Raw genomic sequence first — 17,933 nt, forward strand, 5'->3', positions numbered from 1 at the left:
GCGTCATTCGTAAGGCGATCAAGAACCGGAAGATTTTTCGGACTGATGAGTCAGTCATGAAGGTAATCTATCTGGCCATGGAAAAAGCTTCCGAGAAATGGACCATGCCGATCAGGAACTGGAAAGCAGCCATGAACCGGTTTGAAATTATGTTTCCTGACCGGTTCAAGGAGTAATAGTTTTGGTGGCGTTTACACAGAATTATTTACAGGCTCGAGCAAAATGTTTGATTTTGTTTTGTGTGTTTTGGTTTTGTTCTTTTTTGTTTTGCTGGGAATAAAAAAAGCCGCTTTTTAAGCGGCTAATGTTAGTAACCTATTACTAAGTATCGAATTGACACTATTTAATATGCTTGTCTGCTTCTTTAAAGAAAAGCGCCATGTCATTCCACGGTGTTGTCTTTCTAAGAATACGTCTGCAGTTTACGATCGTTTCAAAATATGGGGTCTGTTTCTTCAGCTCAACCCAGCCGCTGATACCACTGTTTTTCATGATACAACTCGAATAAACTGAATAAATTCAGTGAGGGGGGGTAACTACGCGTTTAGTATATGGCGATAAAATTTTTATAAAAATCAATAATACTTTGAGAACCTATCAAGTATGCTTATGCCCTGATTCATTTCAAGAGGTGATATTCTCTCCTCAGCTTCAGTCTGTCCTATCAGAAAAGCGTTGGGAATGGTGAATATCAAGTAAACCTGAATCAGCAATCTGATTCTTTGGTTTTTGATGGAATAGGCTGTACATCAAATGCACATTACGCTTCGTCAGCTGGAAATATTTCGGGCAGTCGCTCAGTTCGGAAGGGTGACTGGTGCTGCTGAGAGTTTGTATATTTCCCAACCGGCAGCCAGTATGGCTTTATCTGAACTGGAAAAGCATCTGGGTCCACTGTTTGACCGTAATCAGGGGGCAGGCCTGAAGATGAATGATTCAGGTCGGGCTCTATTGCCAAAGGCGTGCGAATTGATTGATCGCGCCAAGGAGCTGGAAAACCAGTTTGCAGTGGATGGGTCTTATGAGTCGGGTTCTCTTGTCTTGAATGCCAGCTCAACGATAGGCAATAACCTGTTACCCAAAATGCTTGCCCAGTTTCGGGAAAGCAATCCTGGTATCAGAATTGATCTTGAAATTGATAATACCCGTGCCATTGAGCAGCGACTATTGGATTTTAAAATAGATCTTGCTGTCGTCGAGGGCGTCTGCCTGCATCCGGATATTGAGGTAACTACATGGCTTGAGGATGAGTTGGTGGTTATTTGCAGTCCTGATCATCCATTGGCCAATAAAGGCAATATCCCACTGTCTTCCCTTTCCAATGAATTGTGGGTTTTAAGGGAGCCAGGTTCGGGGACGCGAGAGTTGTTCGATGAGATGATCGCTACTCAGCTGGAGTCGCCAAAGGTTGCCATGGTGCTAAATCGTTCAGAGGCGGTTAAACAGGCCGTCAGTGATGGTGTTGGTATCGCCTGTATTTCAAGTCTGGCGGCGAAATCAACACTGGATACCGGGCATATGGCAACGATAGGGGTTACAGGGCTGAACCTGAAGCGTCATTTTTATCTACTGACCCATAAAAAAAAGTACAAAAGTACGGTTTTTGATCAGCTATGCCAATTCATAATTGACTGGAAGCCATTTAAAAAAGTTTGATTTTTATACACAGGGTATTTGATTTTTAAACGACTGATTTTGTATACTAAAAGCGGGACACACTCTCCTATCCCTTATACAGCGCGTGCTGACCGGCTGTTCTATCAGATTATATGTTTTATGACTTTGTGAAATATCAATAGGTCGGAATGGTTTCGGTTGAATATAGGTACTATTACCCATATACTGCGCCCGCTGGGATGTCAGAAATCATTAAATAACAGATTTTGACATGCCCCAACAAAATATTACGCGGCGTGCATGCAATAATCTTTTGCTCCCGAGAATTTAAGCTGTAGTTAACGGAAGTATGTCAGAAGCAAAAGCCTGGAAGCAGCAAATGGCAATGCGAAGTGATGACTGGTCTGGATTTGCCAACCGCAAACCTGGTCGTACTGATCATCGTAAATACATGTGGCTACAACAGCCACCAGTGCATCGTGTTATTGTTGCCCAGTTGGTTGTCTCTGCTGTGCTGGCCCTGGCACTGCTTCCTCTGGGAATCACTTTTACATTGTCCTCTCTTCTTGGAGGGCTCTGTTGCTCGCTGCCCAATGCGTACTTTGTTTGGAGAGCGTTCCGCTATCGTGGCGCTCGCTCTGCAAAACTTATTGTCAGCTCATTCTATCGTGGAGAAGCTGGCAAACTGGTACTAACCACAGCGGGTTTCATTCTGGTTTTTACCCTGGTTGAACCGCTGGAGCCACTGGCACTTTTTGGCTCCTTTGTTGCGGTTCAGGCGGTAAGCTGGTTTGCACCAGTGCTGGTGGCTCGTCGGCAGACGCCAGTAAAGTAGTTGTTTGTACAAAACGGCCCGCCCATGGCGGTTGTTTGCTGAAAAGTGTTTAAGTGGAAAAGCTGCTTAAGGCCTTACTGCTTGATTTTAGATCAAAAGTTTAGAGCTCAGGCAGCTTTGATATTGAAAATGTAATGGATGGTTTACAGGATTAGCCATGGCAAATACTGCTACTGAATACATACAGCACCACTTGCAGAATTTGACGTATGGTCAGCTGCCTGCTGGTTATGAGCGAGTTGATGCTTATGGGCATCCACAGGGTGTTCTGACTGAGCCAACCTGGACCTTTGCCCTGACTCCTGCAGAAGCGAAAGAGATGGGGTTCTGGGCGATTCATGTCGACAGCATGCTCTGGTCTGTATTCCTTGGATTTGTGTTTGTTCTCCTGTTCCGCTTTGTTGCCAAGAATGCGACATCCGGTGTTCCGGGCAAGCTGCAGAATGCCATTGAGTCCATCGTTGAGTTTGTGGATACCAGTGTTCGCGAATCCTTCCATGGCAAAAACCCGCTGATTGCTCCTTTGGCCCTGACAATTTTTGTCTGGATCTTCTTCATGAACCTGATGGACCTTATTCCTGTTGACTGGATTCCTGGTCTGGCCACACTGGCAGGTATTCCATACATGAAGATCGTGCCATCAACGGACCCGAACATCACCATGTCCATGTCGATAAGTGTATTCTTCCTGATGCTCTTCTTCTGGATCAAGGTTAAAGGTGTAACTGGCCTGTTCTCTGACCTGGCTTTGCACCCATTCTCCAGTAAAAATCCGGTAGCTAAGGTTATTCTTATTCCGGTAAACCTGTTGCTGGAAACAGTGTCTCTGTTAGCCAAACCAGTTTCTCTGGGGCTGCGACTTTTCGGCAATATGTATGCCGGTGAACTGATATTTATCCTGATTGCCATGATTGGCTGGGCACAGCTGCCACTGCACTTTGGCTGGGCTGTTCTCCACATTCTGGTTATTACCCTTCAGGCTTACATCTTCATGACTCTGACTATTGTGTATCTGAGCAGCGTCCATGAAGAACATTGAGTGAAAGGTAATTGGGCAGCTCATATGGTCAAAACAAAGTGCTGCCCACTGGATAAATTAACTTTAACTAACCACTAATCTCACAACACACGACCTGTAAAGTCGGGAGGAAATATGGAACTGGTAGTTGGTCTGACAGTAATCAGTGTTGCAATCATGCTGGGTGTAGCTGCGCTGGCAACTGGTATTGGCTTTGCTCTGCTTGGCGGTAAATTCCTGGAAGGGGTTGCCCGTCAGCCAGAGACTGCACCTATGCTGCAAACCAAAATGTTCATCGTTGCGGGTCTGCTTGATGCGATCCCAATGATTGCCGTTGGTATTGCTCTGTTCTTCACCTTTGCTAACCCGTTCGTTGGACTGCTCTAAGCAAAGACGTTAATGCCCGACCAAGTGCCAAATAGGTGCCGAGTGCTTTGATGAGAAGCTGAAAGCTGCGGGCTAACGTTTGAAAAGCATTAGTCCGTAGTCGTAAAGGTACTTAAGGCCAGGCTCTGAAAGGAGCCAACGACATTAACTGAAAGAGGTGTTGGCGTGAATTTAAATGCAACTCTGATCGGCCAATCCATCGCTTTTATGTTCTTTGTGTGGTTCTGCATGAAATATGTGTGGCCACCTCTGACCAAAGCGCTGAGTGACCGACAGCAAAAAATAGCCGATGGTCTGGCTGCTGCTGATAAGGCAGAAAAAGACCTGGCACAGGCCAATGACAAAGTCGCTGAACTGCTGAAAGAAGCAAGAGCTGAAGCTCAGGGCATCATTGAATCGGCTAACAAGCGCGCAAACCAGATTGTCGATGAAGCCAAAGAGCTGGCCCGTGCTGAAGGTGATCGCCTGAAGGCCGCAGCTGCTGCTGAAATTGAGCAGGAAGCTAACCGGACTCGTGAAGCATTGCGTACGCAGGTGGCCAGTCTGGCCGTTGCCGGTGCAGAACGAATTCTGGGTGAACGTCTGGATGAGGCGGCAAACAGCAAGCTGGTTGATGATCTGGCGGCTGAACTTTAAGAGGGCTGGAGATCATGGAATTAACAACATGTGCCCGTCCTTACGCCAAAGCGGCATTCGAATATGCCCGTGATGCATCACGTTTGAGCGAATGGTCTGACATGCTGTCTCTCTGTGCCAGTGTGACAGCGTACCAGAAAGTGGTTGAGATGCTGGGTAATCCACAGTTAAGTGGTGCGCAGCAGGCAGAAACCATTATCGGGCTGTGTCAGGGAGACCTGGATAAGCCGTTTGAGAATTATCTTCAGGTGTTGTCAGAACATCGTCGTCTGCAACTTTTGCCTGAAATTGCTGTCCTATATGCCCAGTTGAGAGCGGAAGAAGAACGTTCCCAGCAGGTGCAGGTGACTTCAGCGTATCCCCTGAGTCAGGAACAGCAAGACAAACTGGCAGAAAAAATGGCGGTTAGACTGGGACGTTCTGTTCATTTGGTAACAGAAATCGACAGTAGCATTTTAGGTGGCGTTATCGTCAAAGCGGGTGACCTGGTCATTGATGGCAGTCTCCGTGCCCGGCTGAGCAAGCTGGCCGATGCGATGATTTCCTGAGTAATCAATTTAATCATGGAGCCGCGGCGCTCATGAGCCCAAAGGTGCAGTTTTTCACTCAGGCTTCTGGCTCAGGTGCCAACAGCAATAGTGCCCAAGGCGGAATAAATACCCGCATCGGGTTGAGAATCAATAAAACTGTACGTTTGCGGTAAAGTGGGGCAGGTAAGCTATGCAGCAACTGAATCCTTCCGAGATCAGTGACATCATCAAGAGTAGAATCGAACAGCTTGATGTGTCCAGTGAAGCCCAGAATGAGGGCACGATTGTCAGCGTAACTGACGGTATTGTACGTATTCATGGTCTGGCTGATGCCATGTACGGGGAAATGATCAAGTTTCCGGGCAATGTATACGGTATGGCACTGAACCTTGAGCGTGACTCTGTCGGTGCAGTAGTACTGGGTGACTACGGCGATCTGGCTGAAGGCCAGACCGTTCAGTGCACCGGTCGAATTCTTGAAGTTCCAGTGGGCAATGAGCTGCTGGGACGTGTCGTCGATGCCCTGGGTAACCCGATTGATGGCAAAGGCAGCCTTGAAACCAAACAGACTTCTCCTCTTGAAAAAGTAGCACCAGGCGTAATTGCCCGTCAGTCTGTCGATGAGCCGGTTCAGACCGGATACAAGGCCGTTGACTCAATGGTACCAATCGGTCGTGGTCAGCGTGAGCTGATCATCGGTGACCGTCAGACCGGTAAAACCGCTCTGGCTATCGACGCCATCATTAACCAGAAAGGCACAGGCGTTAAATGTGTCTATGTTGCTGTTGGTCAGAAGCAGTCAACCATTGCCAACGTGGTTCGCAAGCTGGAAGAACATGGCGCCATGGAACACACCATTGTTGTGGCTGCCGGTGCGGCAGATCCAGCGGCAATGCAGTTCCTGGCCCCGTTTGCCGGCTGCTCCATGGGTGAATACTTCCGTGACCGTGGTGAAGATGCCCTGATCGTATACGATGACCTGACCAAGCAGGCCTGGGCTTATCGTCAGATTTCTCTGCTGCTCCGTCGTCCACCGGGTCGTGAAGCTTATCCTGGTGACGTTTTCTACCTGCACTCCCGTCTGCTGGAGCGTGCAGCACGAGTTAATGCGGACTACGTTGAGAAATTCACCAACGGTGAAGTGAAAGGCAAGACTGGCTCTCTGACCGCACTGCCAATCATCGAAACTCAGGCGGGTGACGTATCGGCATTCGTACCGACCAACGTAATTTCCATTACCGACGGTCAGATTTTCCTGGAAACGGATCTGTTCAACGCCGGTATCCGCCCTGCGATGAACGCCGGTGTATCGGTATCCCGTGTAGGTGGTGCTGCCCAGACCAAGATCATCAAGAAGCTCGGCGGTGGTATCCGTCTGGCACTGGCTCAGTATCGTGAACTGCAGGCATTTGCCCAGTTTGCTTCTGACCTGGATGAAGCAACCCGTAAGCAGCTGGAACACGGTCAGCGTGTTACCGAGCTGATGAAGCAGACTCAGTACGCACCCATGTCGGTAGCTGAAATGGGGCTGGTCATCTTTGCGGCGGAAAAAGGCTTCCTCGCGGATGTTACTCTGAACAAGGTTGGTGACTTTGAAGCCGCTCTGATCAGCTATGCCAACGCTGAGCACAGTGCGCTGATGGCTACCATCAACGAGTCCGGTGACTACAACGGCGAAATTGAAGCAGGCCTTAAGGAAGTCATTGAGAAGTTCAAGGCCACCCAGACCTGGTAAGACATATTGTCGGCTTCCCCGATTCGGGAATGCCAGCCTGCAAAGAAATACAATTGCAGGCTGGCTCACCTCTGGTGAGTCGACAATCGGCCGGCCAACCGCTGGAGGTGAATGACAGAACATGGCAGGCGCAAAAGAGATACGGACGCAGATTTCGTCCATTAAAAGTACACAGAAAATCACCAGCGCCATGGAAATGGTGGCTGCGAGTAAGATGCGTAAGGCACAGGAGCGGATGGAAACCAGCCGCCCTTATGCTGAGCGTATCCGTCAGGTGGTAGGACATATCGCCAACGCTAATGCTGAATATGAGCACAGCTTCATGATTGAGCGTGAAGTCAAACGTGTTGGCTTCATTATCGTCTCTACGGATCGTGGTCTCTGTGGTGGCTTGAACATTAACCTGTTCAAGAAGACCGTAGAAAGCATGAAGGCGTGGAGTGATCAGGATGTTGGAATTGAGCTCTGTCTGATTGGCAGTAAGGCAGTTTCCTTCTTCCGCAGCATGGGAGCGGAGAATGCTGTAGCGGCCCTGACTCATATTGGGGACTCACCCAATATTGCCGACCTGATTGGTGGCGTCAAGGTAATGCTGGACAGCTATGAGGAAGGCCGGATCGACCGGCTGTTTGTGGTGCATAACGAGTTTGTTAACACCATGACACAGAAGCCGGAAGTGCAGCAGCTGTTGCCACTGGTACCTGATGATGACGAGTCCCTGAAGAGACCATGGGATTACCTGTATGAGCCCGATGCCAAAGAGCTGCTTGATGGCTTGCTGGTGCGTTATATCGAGTCCCAGGTGTTCCAGGCAGTCGTTGAAAACAATGCCTGCGAACAGGCGGCTCGAATGGTAGCGATGAAGAGTGCTACCGATAACGCCGGAAATCTGATTGATGACCTGCAGCTGGTATACAACAAGGCTCGTCAGGCGGCGATCACACAGGAACTCTCTGAAATTGTTAGCGGCGCAGCGGCTGTATAAAAGATTAAAGGGTGAGGAAAGACTATGAGTAGCGGTCGTATCGTACAAATTATCGGCGCCGTCATCGACGTCGAATTCCCACGGGACAGCGTTCCCAAAGTGTATGACGCACTGAATGTTGATGGTAAGGAACTGGTACTGGAAGTTCAGCAGCAGCTGGGTGACGGTGTCGTTCGTTCCATTGCCATGGGTTCTACCGAAGGTGTTGCCCGTGGTTTGAACGTAGCCAATACTGGTGCGCCGATTCAGGTGCCAGTAGGTACGAAAACTCTGGGACGTATTATGGACGTTCTGGGTAACCCTATTGATGAAAAAGGTCCTATCGGCGAAGAAGAAAGAGCTGCTATTCACCGTAAGGCGCCAAGTTACGCTGATCAGGCTGCGACCAACGAGCTGCTGGAAACCGGCATCAAGGTAATCGACCTGGTTTGCCCATTTGCCAAGGGTGGTAAAGTTGGCCTGTTCGGTGGTGCCGGTGTAGGTAAGACCGTAAACATGATGGAGCTGATCCGTAATATCGCGATCGAGCACTCCGGTTACTCGGTATTTGCCGGGGTTGGTGAGCGTACCCGTGAAGGTAACGACTTCTACCACGAGATGACGGACTCCAACGTAATCGATAAGGTATCGCTGGTGTACGGTCAGATGAACGAGCCACCTGGAAACCGTCTGCGTGTTGCCCTGACGGGTCTGACCATGGCGGAAAAATTCCGTGATGAAGGCCGTGACGTACTGCTGTTTATCGACAACATCTACCGTTACACCCTGGCAGGAACTGAAGTATCAGCTCTGCTGGGCCGTATGCCATCAGCGGTAGGTTATCAGCCAACACTGGCAGAAGAGATGGGTGTACTGCAGGAGCGTATTACCTCCACCAAGACAGGCTCCATCACGTCTATTCAGGCGGTATACGTACCAGCGGATGACTTGACTGACCCATCCCCTGCGACCACGTTCTCTCACCTGGATGCAACCGTAGTACTGAGCCGTGACATCGCTTCCAAGGGTATCTATCCGGCGATTGATCCACTGGACTCCACCTCCCGTCAGCTGGATCCCCTGGTGATTGGTCAGGAGCACTACGACGTGGCTCGTGGCGTTCAGACTGTACTGCAGCGCTACAAAGAGCTGAAAGACATCATTGCCATCCTGGGTATGGACGAACTGTCTGAAGAAGATAAGCAGACGGTATCCCGTGCCCGTAAGATTGAGCGATTCCTGTCTCAGCCATTCTTCGTAGCAGAAGTGTTCACCGGCTCTCCGGGTAAGTATGTTCCATTGAAAGACACCATTCGTGCATTCAAGGGCATTCTGGAAGGTGAGTTTGATGCGCTGCCAGAACAGGCTTTCTATATGGTCGGTTCCATTGACGAAGCGGTTGAAAAAGCCAAGTCCATGTAAGCCCGGTTGGCCCTTATCAGATACTCTCTGTTAAGGGCCTGCGATAAAGGAGGTGACTCATAATGGCTTTAACCGTAGATTGTGACATCGTTAGTGCCGAGCAGGAGATCTTCAAAGGTCAGGTAGAAATGTTGATTGCTACCGGATCCCTGGGTGATCTGGGTATTACGCCCGGGCATACACCATTGCTGACCGAACTGAGACCAGGCCCGATCCGTCTGGTCACCGACGGCGGTGAAGAAGAAGTCTTCTACGTTTCCGGTGGCTTCCTTGAAGTCCAGCCAAACCAGATCAAAATTCTGGCGGATACGGCACTGCGTGCAGATGACATGAATGAAGCAGCGGCTGAAGAAGCCAAGCGTCAGGCAGAAAAAGCCCTGGAAAACCAGAGTGGCGAATTCGACTACTCAAGAGCGGCAACCCAGCTGGCCGAAGCGGCTGCCCAGCTCAGAACACTTCAGGCTATTCGCAAGAAATTGGGCAAATAAAACCTGGATTATATGGCGAACTCTGCGGTAGCGGGGTTCGCATTATTGTGTTTTGCCGGGTTACTCTGTTTTATTGAACTTTGAATTTGTGGCTGTAAATTTCAATCAGCATGACTCTTAAATGGCATGCAATCCACTGCTTACTCCAGCCTTTCCACTGATATATTCTCCCTATCACTGATTCTTAACTGCCATAGCTGGTAACTATATCAAGGAATCAGTCACTTACCTTCTTTTGCTACATCAGATGACGTATCAGTACTGATCAAGTTCTGTTATTACGATCATATGCATTATTTGGTGAACGGTTATCGGCTTTCATAGTCCAACTTTCTCGGTGGTAAGTTTTTGAAGGCGGTAAAAATGGATGTCGCACCAATCGTCACGTCTGGTCTTTATGGTCATAGCGCAGTTGTAACAGTTAATGAGCCTGATAATGGGTTTATTTCATTATCCTCAAAACAATCACATCGTATCGATCTAGCCATCAATGATAGAAAAAATAATGCAGTGCGTGTTTTTAAGGCTGGTGAAGATATATCTGGAGAATGTTGTCAGCGTAGTGCATTTGTTTTTTTTAATCAAAGTGGTGGTCACCATGTGATTTTGCTAATGGATGCTGAAAAGGATGATTTATTCAATAAAGGAGGAATAGGAAAAATATACAAAAGTTATGAGCTGGAAAGGAGTCAGTTAGGACTTTGGTCGGCTAAAGATGGGGCTGAAAATTTTCGCTTGATGAAGCTTCAAAAAGCAACTCGTGTTTCACTCTGTGAGGGTGCATATTTTTGGCTGGAACAGCAAGGGTCATATGGCTCTTGTATTGTTCGAAAAGCTTTTCCATATAAATACATGGAGAATGGTGTAGAAAAGGAGAGCATTGCTAATGCTCACTATATTGATATGGTGAGATTAGATGCAGTTCCACTTCCCAAGGTAATTGGTAGTTTACCAATTATGGATAGATTGAAACTTTGTCAATCAATGGCTTTGGAATGTGCGACACTGCATTCATTGAATTTAAAACATATTGACTTAAAGCCTGATAATATCCTTGTTGATGTGAAATCATTGAGAACTACGTTTATCGATCAGGGCATGTTTGGGGCCAAACAGTTGTTCGTCCCACTGTATGTAGATGGAGAGGCGAGAGAAGATTGCCTCTCTGAAACTAACCCAGCCACAAGGAAAATGGATAACAACACACTTCCTGTCACGCCGGGATACTGGGCTCCAGAATTAATGTGTGGGTCACAGTATGCGACGATGCAAAGTGATGTTTTTTCCATGGGTATTATCTTTGCCAACATATTCTCTTCTGATCATGGAACTGGTTTGACTGGTGTGGAGTGTGACAGGAGTTGGGATACTGTCTTCCATAAAGAGAATTATCTCTCGCAGGTTAGAGGTTTGGATAAATCTTTTCTTTATGATGCTCTTCGTGATTTGCTTGATCGTATGCTGGATGATGATCCTGATAAAAGACCAAAGTCTGGCTCTGTATTTGATAGTTTAAAGTTGATTATTGATAGCTGGCATGCAATTGAGAGACATGATGAAAAAGAATGTGAACGGTTGAAAAGTGAGGTGGAATTCCAGGTAAAAATGAGTGAAAAGAAAGATGGTGATATTCATCAGCTTGAAAGTAAGCTGAATCATGAACGAGCTTGTCATGAAGCAATTCTTATGAAGAAATCAGAAATGTTACGTGAGCAGAGCACCAACGTTCAAAGACTGGAATGTCAAAGTGAGATACTTAAACATGACTTGAGCTCTGCTCAAAAGCAATTGGACTATGAGAGACGGTGTTATGAAACAAGAGCTAAGGATCAATCAGAAAAATTAGATAGACAAAGTGCCAGTATCAATAGGTTGGAAAAGCAGACTGCTGAAATACAGGCTCAACTGGATGCAGAAATAGCCAGGCAGAATGATCAGCGAATTAGGGATATAAAAGATGTCCAGTATTCTGTTAGTGGGTTGCTTAAATATTTTCGTAGCAAAGGTGAGGCGAACCCAATGAATATACACCAAGCTCTTGGACATCTCCGTCCCGGATATAGATGCTTGGGATATGATTCACTATTCTTGCATGTGTTAAAAAACAGGTCACAAGATGGAGCGCAGCCTTATTCGCATCGATATGGTTGGCTACCAACAGAAAGAGCAACTTATTTTACGAATACTCAGTGTGAACATGTCACTACTTTGCAAAATCAGATGCACATGGCTTTGGAGAGTATGGTAATAAGAGACGATCATCGCCTGGCAGCGACACTCTGTTTGTACAGTGGGTTGCTGCACTATCCTCCTGGCTATGATTTAAAGGCGGATAAATTCGAATCCTCAAAAAAAGCACAGAGGTTATCATTAAGCATTGATCATTCTGTGTACCATGAGTTATTACCGCGAACAATAAAAAAAACTCAATGGGACGATCTGGTCAAATTGAAGGAAAACCAAGACTCACTTAAACCTCACGGTCTGTTGAGTGAGATCAGGAAGGTTGTTGGGGATAATCAAGCCAGGGTTTTACTGTCACTTAAAGAGCTCTTTGTTGACTGCGTTTATGGATCTCATGACGGTGATGATGAGCCATCAGGGTTTTGTGAAATCAGGGCAGGAGCAAATAATACGCCTATGGTTGTGAGATCCGATACGTCAATCAAAAGCATAGATTGGGTTCAATTACTCCAGGCAGCTTTTCTTGTGGAGGCTGAAAGTATTCCGGAAAAAGTGAACGAAAATAATGCTGCAACCTATGCGCGATTATTGATAGCCAATCCTATGATAGTGTTTAACCCGGTTATTGATGCAAATGCAGTTGGTCAGGATGTTACTGGCTTTCAGATTGAGATAAACAGGCTGATAGAAAAGCTGGATCTGTCTGTTATTGCCAGGCTTTACCAGTCTGCTCATGAACTGCTCCAGGAGCAAATAATAGAGCTTACAAAGCATCAGCAGCTTGCAGTTTAGTGTTTTGCAGAAGTTTTAGGTTCAGCTCCCAGAACAGACAGTTCTGGATAATGCCTGACTCAGGGATGATTCTAATGTCATAGCCTGGCAGATTGAGTACTGCATCACCAGACACCCAGCCCTGATCAATAACCACTCGTTTATCTTTTAAGGCGATACGATTGTTTTCCATACCTCCCTGAAGCCAAACGCTTGTAGCTCCTTTCTGATTAACAAAAAACAGAGGAATATTGGGGTAGGTGTAATAGCCAAGATGAGTATAAACATTAGGGCTGACTAATAACTTTTCAGCATTTTCCACGGACAGGTTTTCATCCAGATAGCGAAAAAAACCGGGGTTACCTGAGAGCTTGAACTGATGGGAGATCAGATGTGAATCCGCTTTAAAGAAGAGGGTGCCTTTCTGGTTGAGTGCTTCCTGATAAGTGGAACAGGCCTTTTCGATTAAAGGTGCCTGTGTATGAATAATATGATGCAGAGTGTGCTCCAGCTGTTTCAGGTAGAGCTCGCAATAAATACCGGGAGATAAGGGCGTAACATCAAATGTTCCCTGACTATGAAAGAGACTGTGACTTTTATAGAGGGCAACGCGTTCGGTACCGCCCTGTTGAAAAGTACTGGCATTGATTACCGGTACATATCCACGAATAACACAGGCATTAATCCACTCAGCGATAAAACACCAGGCAATAGCGATATTAAGGGTGGTATCAATTGGGCAGAAACGGTTATTGGATAGATAAGCTGGAGTCTTATTCAAAGCGCTATCAAGAAATATCGAAGGATTGACCGATTGATAAACGGTACTGCTTTTTGAAGCAATAAGCAGCAGGGTGGCTCCAGAGTTCAGGATATCGTTATAGACGCTAATCTGTAGATCAGAGTCAATTCCATGGTCAGCTGCAATGACCAGGTCTTCTTTTGAGAGATTAAAAGGCTGTCTTAGGGGAGTTATGCCCGCTAACCCGCCAGCACGATTGGTCAGTTCCCGGGCAAAGCCGGTTGAGGCTACATCGATAGCCCATACACGCTTCAAAGCACCGGTAACAAACTGTTCAGCCAGCGTTGAAGCATTCATGACCAACTGGCTGTTTGGTTCTGCAAGATCAATATATTGGCGGATATACTGCTGAATTTCCCGTAAGTAGCTCATGATTAGCCCTACAGAAGAGTATTGTTATTAGACATCTTTATCCATCTTAGCTGATCTGAATCTTGAGTACTCCCTGCCTGTTTCGATATAGTGCGATGCTATTAACCCCCTCCTCTGGACAAAATATATGCCGCTGAATCAACCCTTATTGCCAACCATGCAATACGATGCCGTTATTATCGGGGCTGGGGCTTCCGGGTTGATGTGTGCGCTGACGGCGGGGGATCGTGGCCGTAAGGTGCTGGTCATTGACCATGCCAATAAGATTGGTAAAAAGATCCTGATTTCTGGTGGTGGTCGCTGCAATTACACCAATATGTACGCTGAGCCGGCAAACTACCTTTCAAAGAACCCCCACTTCTGTAAATCGGCACTGGCCCGCTACACCCAGTGGGACTTTCAGGCGCTGGTGGATAAGCACCACATTCCCTGGCATGAGAAAACCCTGGGACAGTTGTTCTGCAACGAGCAATCCAGCGATATTGTGGAGATGCTGGAGGAGGAGTGCAGGAAATCTGGCGTCACTATTCGCCTGAAGACTGCGTTGAAACACGTTAAACCGCAGGAAAACGCTGAAGGCTTTCTGCTGGATAGCACGTTGGGAGACGTTCGCTGCACATCGTTAGTCGTGGCAACCGGTGGATTGTCATTCCCCACCATGGGTGCTTCCGGTCTGGGTTATGAACTGGCTGAGCAGTTTGGACATTATTTGATAGAAAGGATGCCCGGGCTGGTACCATTCACGATGGATAAACAATGGTTATCACATTTTATTGAGTTATCCGGTGTGAGTGCTGATGTTATTGCCAGCTGTAATGGGCAGAGCTTCCGCGAGAATGTGCTTTTTACTCACAGAGGGCTAAGTGGGCCTGCCATATTGCAGATTTCTTCTTACTGGCGGCCAGGCAATAAAGTATCCATCAACTGGCTACCGGGCATCTCAATAGAAGACTGGTTGAATGAACTCAGAGAATCGAAACCCAGGGCTGAGATTCGCTCGATACTGTCAGACAGACTGACCAAACGTTTGGTAACTGCGCTGTGCACTTATGGAGAGCTGCAGATATTGACGGACAGCGGTCGTAAACCCATTAACCAGTTTTCTCCCGCTGAGCTGCAATGTCTGGCTGACAATCTGGAGTCCTGGGTGTTTATGCCTGCAGGCACTGAAGGGTATAAAAAGGCAGAAGTCACACTGGGCGGTGTCGCTACCGACAATATTTCATCCAAAACCTTTGAGAGTCAGAACCAGTCAGGGCTTTATTTTATCGGTGAAGTACTGGATGTGACCGGCCACCTTGGAGGGTTTAATTTTCAGTGGGCATGGGCTTCGGGGTATTGTGCAGGGCTTTACATTTAGTTGTATATTAATAATAAATCATGCACATATGGAATAAATCATGCACACATAGAATATATCGTGCACATATAGAAAAAATCGTGCACATAGCTGCTTTGGATCAATATCTCTACAACACTGGTCAAATATATTTCTTATACTTAGTAAAAAGTACAAGAGTACAATTTATGGCCAGAGGAAGAAGGCTCAATACGCTAGAAGACTACACGCGATCATTGAAGAATAAGTACGGCTTGGGTGAAAAGGAGAACTATAAGCCGTGGTACCGAGTACAGGATGTTAAATCGAAGGGGCTATCTTCAAAAATTCAGGGTATGAAAATTAATCGTGAGCATCATACTTTATCCAAGCAAGAGACTGTGTTTTTCTTTCTGGCTGAGTTTTCAGATGTCGTTGTAGACATAAGGGAGCAGTTTCCGTTACTGCCGTTAGACTTAAGTGTGAAAATTGCTAAAACCATCGGTGTAGATCACCCTGAAGTTCCAGGAAAAAAAAGCAAGCATTTAATGACCACAGACTTCTTACTCACATGTTCAGATGGTAAAAAGGTTTGGCATATCGCAGTATGCGTAAAGTCTAAGGAAGATCTTCAGGACGAACGAGTATTAGAGAAATTAGAAATTGAAAGGCTATGGTGGCAGTTATTAGGCATTAGGTTTTTAGTGTTTTCTAGTTCAGATATAGCGGAAGTTCAGAGTGGAAATGTTGCTTGGGTGACTGACCCCATCAGGCATAAACTAAATGCTTTAAATCTGATAACGGAAGATTTGAAAACAAAGGCTCTGACCCTGATTGCACCTGGAAACCAATTGCAGGAGACAATTTGTAATGATCTCTTACGTGAGTTGAAACTTTGTGATGTCGATCCATTGATGCTACTAAAAGTATTGATTGCCGAAAAGAGGCTGTTAGTAGATCTTTCACTACCAATGATAGAAACAGGAATGATATTAGTGACAAAAGTAAATATATAGGTGTACTTAAAGATGGATATTGCAAAAGATAGTGTTTGGATATTTAATAATGTTGATGGGATTCCTAATGGTTTATATAGAATACTAAGATTATATTCTGAAATCGGTGAGTTAGTTATCTTCAGACTGTCAGAAAAAAAAACAATAACTCGGCCAATATTATGTTCTATCGAGGTATTTGAGTTTGCATACAAAGAAAAAAGAATAACAGAAGATTCATATTTATTACCAGGTTATCTATTGCTGTCTGATATAGATATTCCAGAAATGCACAGGAAGAAGAGGGGGGAAAGGTTTGATTTAATCAAGCCGCTGCTAGATGATGACCTTCTTTATTTTGATTTGGCAACAAAGAAGAGAGTTGAATCTATTGGGAAGAGAGCTAAAGAAAAATCAGTTTATATACAAACGCTCTATCGAATATTAAATACCTATTGGGAGTATGGTCAGGATATATCCTCTTTAACTCCTGCGTTTAAGCTTCAGGGAGGTCGAGGGAAAATACGTATTGCTGGATCAAAAAAAAGGGGGGCACCAGTAAAATCAAAAACTGGAGCCGTTGAGTTAGATGAAGGAATTAATATTAAAGAGAATGATCAAAAAAATATCATAAAAGGATTAAAAAAATATCGTTTAAATAGCTCGGGTTTGAGTACATCGAAATCATATGAAAAAACTATTCTGGAATATTATGAAACAGAAGTAACAGAGGCAGAAATAAATAACACTTTTGCAAAAATACCAAAAGAACACCAGTTCAGATATTGGGAGAAAAAGTTAACGAATAAAGATGCAGAAATTAAAAAGTGTACCAATGAGTCTGATTTTCAGAGGAATAAGAGAAGTTTGCTGAGTAGTGCGGTACGAGATGCACTAATACCTGGAGAATGCTTTGAAATGGACTCTACAGTTGCAGATGTACACATTGTCTCAAAGTTTAATAGAAATAAATGCTTGGGGCGGCCAATAATCTATCTGGTCATAGATAAAGCCAGTAGAATGATTGTTGGAGTTCATGTCTCTATGGAGTATGCTTCGTGGAGAGCAGGTAGACAGGCTTTGATAAATTGTTTTACAAAGAAGAAAGCATATTGTGAAAAATTTGGAATAAATATTAGTGATAGTGAATGGCCTTGTTTCCATATCCCAAGAAGGATTTTATGTGATCGTGGCGAAATGATTTGTAAAAATCCTGAGGAGCTAGTTGTTCCTCTAATGCAGTTGGATATAGCTGCTCCATATCGTGCGGACATGAAAGGTATTGTCGAAAGAAGATTCAAGATTTTGAATGATGAGGCACTGCATGGTTTAATTGGTACAACCAAAGGGATTCATAGAGTAAGGGGGGAGGCTGATCCTCGTGCGAGGGCTCAATATACAATAGATGAAGTTACAAAGAAAATAATTAAGGAAATTCTTAAACATAATAGAAGAACATTTGAAAAATTGATCAAAGAAACTCCTTTGCTGATTGAGAATGACTTGGTTCCAACACCGATAAATACATGGAATATTCATTTACTGAAGCATAGACATTCACTAAAAGTTGCAGATGAAGAAGAAGTCAGGGCGAAATTGTTACCAGCGGTGAAGGCATCTATGACAGGAGAAGGTATTTTTTATGAGCCTGTAAATAATTCTGTGTAAACGCCACCAAAACTATTACTCCTTGAACCGGTCAGGAAACATAATTTCAAACCGGTTCATGGCTGCTTTCCAGTTCCTGATCGGCATGGTCCATTTCTCGGAAGCTTTTTCCATGGCCAGATAGATTACCTTCATGACTGACTCATCAGTCCGAAAAATCTTCCGGTTCTTGATCGCCTTACGAATGACGC

15 protein-coding genes and 2 pseudogenes are annotated in these 17,933 nt (G+C 45.6%); 15 read left to right on the forward strand and 2 right to left on the reverse strand.

Translation table 11 applies throughout. The features are described 5' to 3' along the window. The 12 genes and pseudogenes from AK963_RS32115 to AK963_RS15705 all read left to right on the forward strand — a co-directional run. Positions 1 to 176 (forward strand): annotated as a pseudogene (locus tag AK963_RS32115) (IS256 family transposase); the annotation flags it as partial. A 577-nt stretch (positions 177 to 753) separates the two neighbouring features. Next, on the forward strand, positions 754 to 1,656 hold the full coding sequence (locus AK963_RS15655) for a LysR substrate-binding domain-containing protein (RefSeq protein WP_066016382.1): 903 nt from the start codon (positions 754 to 756) through the stop codon (positions 1,654 to 1,656). 340 nt (positions 1,657 to 1,996) lie between these two features. Then, the gene (locus AK963_RS15660; protein WP_238593749.1) at positions 1,997 to 2,452 is read left to right on the forward strand and encodes a F0F1 ATP synthase subunit I; all 456 of its coding nucleotides are present in this window, start codon (positions 1,997 to 1,999) and stop codon (positions 2,450 to 2,452) included. A 157-nt stretch (positions 2,453 to 2,609) separates the two neighbouring features. Then, on the forward strand, positions 2,610 to 3,491 hold the full coding sequence (gene atpB / locus AK963_RS15665) for a F0F1 ATP synthase subunit A (RefSeq protein ID WP_066016383.1): 882 nt from the start codon (positions 2,610 to 2,612) through the stop codon (positions 3,489 to 3,491). A 114-nt stretch (positions 3,492 to 3,605) separates the two neighbouring features. Beyond that, the gene (gene atpE, locus AK963_RS15670) at positions 3,606 to 3,857 is read left to right on the forward strand and encodes a F0F1 ATP synthase subunit C (RefSeq protein ID WP_020581950.1); all 252 of its coding nucleotides are present in this window, start codon (positions 3,606 to 3,608) and stop codon (positions 3,855 to 3,857) included. A 165-nt stretch (positions 3,858 to 4,022) separates the two neighbouring features. After that, positions 4,023 to 4,493 carry a F0F1 ATP synthase subunit B gene (locus AK963_RS15675; RefSeq protein WP_066016384.1) on the forward strand — a complete coding sequence of 157 codons (471 nt, stop codon included), beginning with the start codon at positions 4,023 to 4,025 and terminating at the stop codon, positions 4,491 to 4,493. Between the two features lie 14 nt (positions 4,494 to 4,507). Beyond that, positions 4,508 to 5,041: a F0F1 ATP synthase subunit delta gene (locus tag AK963_RS15680; RefSeq protein ID WP_083232693.1), complete on the forward strand. Its 534-nt coding sequence runs from the start codon at positions 4,508 to 4,510 to the stop codon at positions 5,039 to 5,041. 172 nt (positions 5,042 to 5,213) lie between these two features. After that, entirely contained in the window at positions 5,214 to 6,758 is a 1,545-nt protein-coding gene (gene atpA / locus AK963_RS15685; protein ID WP_066016386.1) for a F0F1 ATP synthase subunit alpha, read from the forward strand. 121 nt (positions 6,759 to 6,879) lie between these two features. Further along, positions 6,880 to 7,743, forward strand: coding sequence for a F0F1 ATP synthase subunit gamma (gene atpG, locus AK963_RS15690; protein ID WP_066016387.1), 864 nt, complete (start codon positions 6,880 to 6,882; stop codon positions 7,741 to 7,743). 24 nt (positions 7,744 to 7,767) lie between these two features. Further along, on the forward strand, positions 7,768 to 9,144 hold the full coding sequence (gene atpD / locus AK963_RS15695) for a F0F1 ATP synthase subunit beta (protein ID WP_066016388.1): 1,377 nt from the start codon (positions 7,768 to 7,770) through the stop codon (positions 9,142 to 9,144). 62 nt (positions 9,145 to 9,206) lie between these two features. Beyond that, on the forward strand, positions 9,207 to 9,632 hold the full coding sequence (locus AK963_RS15700) for a F0F1 ATP synthase subunit epsilon (protein WP_066016389.1): 426 nt from the start codon (positions 9,207 to 9,209) through the stop codon (positions 9,630 to 9,632). A gap of 363 nt (positions 9,633 to 9,995) precedes the next feature. Beyond that, entirely contained in the window at positions 9,996 to 12,608 is a 2,613-nt protein-coding gene (locus tag AK963_RS15705; protein WP_066016390.1) for a protein kinase domain-containing protein, read from the forward strand. Here the strand turns inward: AK963_RS15705 and AK963_RS15710 are convergent. Then, on the reverse strand, positions 12,580 to 13,761 hold the full coding sequence (locus tag AK963_RS15710) for a hypothetical protein (RefSeq protein ID WP_066016391.1): 1,182 nt from the start codon (positions 13,759 to 13,761) through the stop codon (positions 12,580 to 12,582). The genes AK963_RS15705 and AK963_RS15710 overlap by 29 nt on opposite strands. 127 nt (positions 13,762 to 13,888) lie before the next feature. Here AK963_RS15710 and AK963_RS15715 point away from each other — a divergent pair, with 127 nt between their 5' ends. From AK963_RS15715 to AK963_RS15725, 3 genes are all read left to right on the forward strand, one after another. Continuing rightward, a complete protein-coding gene (locus AK963_RS15715) occupies positions 13,889 to 15,121 on the forward strand; it encodes a BaiN/RdsA family NAD(P)/FAD-dependent oxidoreductase (protein WP_238593750.1) in 1,233 nt (410 codons plus the stop codon). Between the two features lie 167 nt (positions 15,122 to 15,288). Continuing rightward, positions 15,289 to 16,095: a TnsA endonuclease N-terminal domain-containing protein gene (locus AK963_RS37040; protein ID WP_066016395.1), complete on the forward strand. Its 807-nt coding sequence runs from the start codon at positions 15,289 to 15,291 to the stop codon at positions 16,093 to 16,095. 12 nt (positions 16,096 to 16,107) lie between these two features. Further along, on the forward strand, positions 16,108 to 17,742 hold the full coding sequence (locus AK963_RS15725) for a DDE-type integrase/transposase/recombinase (RefSeq protein WP_139117444.1): 1,635 nt from the start codon (positions 16,108 to 16,110) through the stop codon (positions 17,740 to 17,742). Positions 17,743 to 17,757: 15 nt separating this feature from the next. On the opposite strand, the pseudogene AK963_RS35425 reads toward AK963_RS15725, so the two are convergent. Next, positions 17,758 to 17,933: pseudogene (locus tag AK963_RS35425) on the reverse strand (IS256 family transposase); the annotation flags it as partial.

The sequence above is a fragment of the Endozoicomonas atrinae genome (genome assembly GCF_001647025.1).
GTDB classification, from domain to species: domain Bacteria; phylum Pseudomonadota; class Gammaproteobacteria; order Pseudomonadales; family Endozoicomonadaceae; genus Endozoicomonas; species Endozoicomonas atrinae.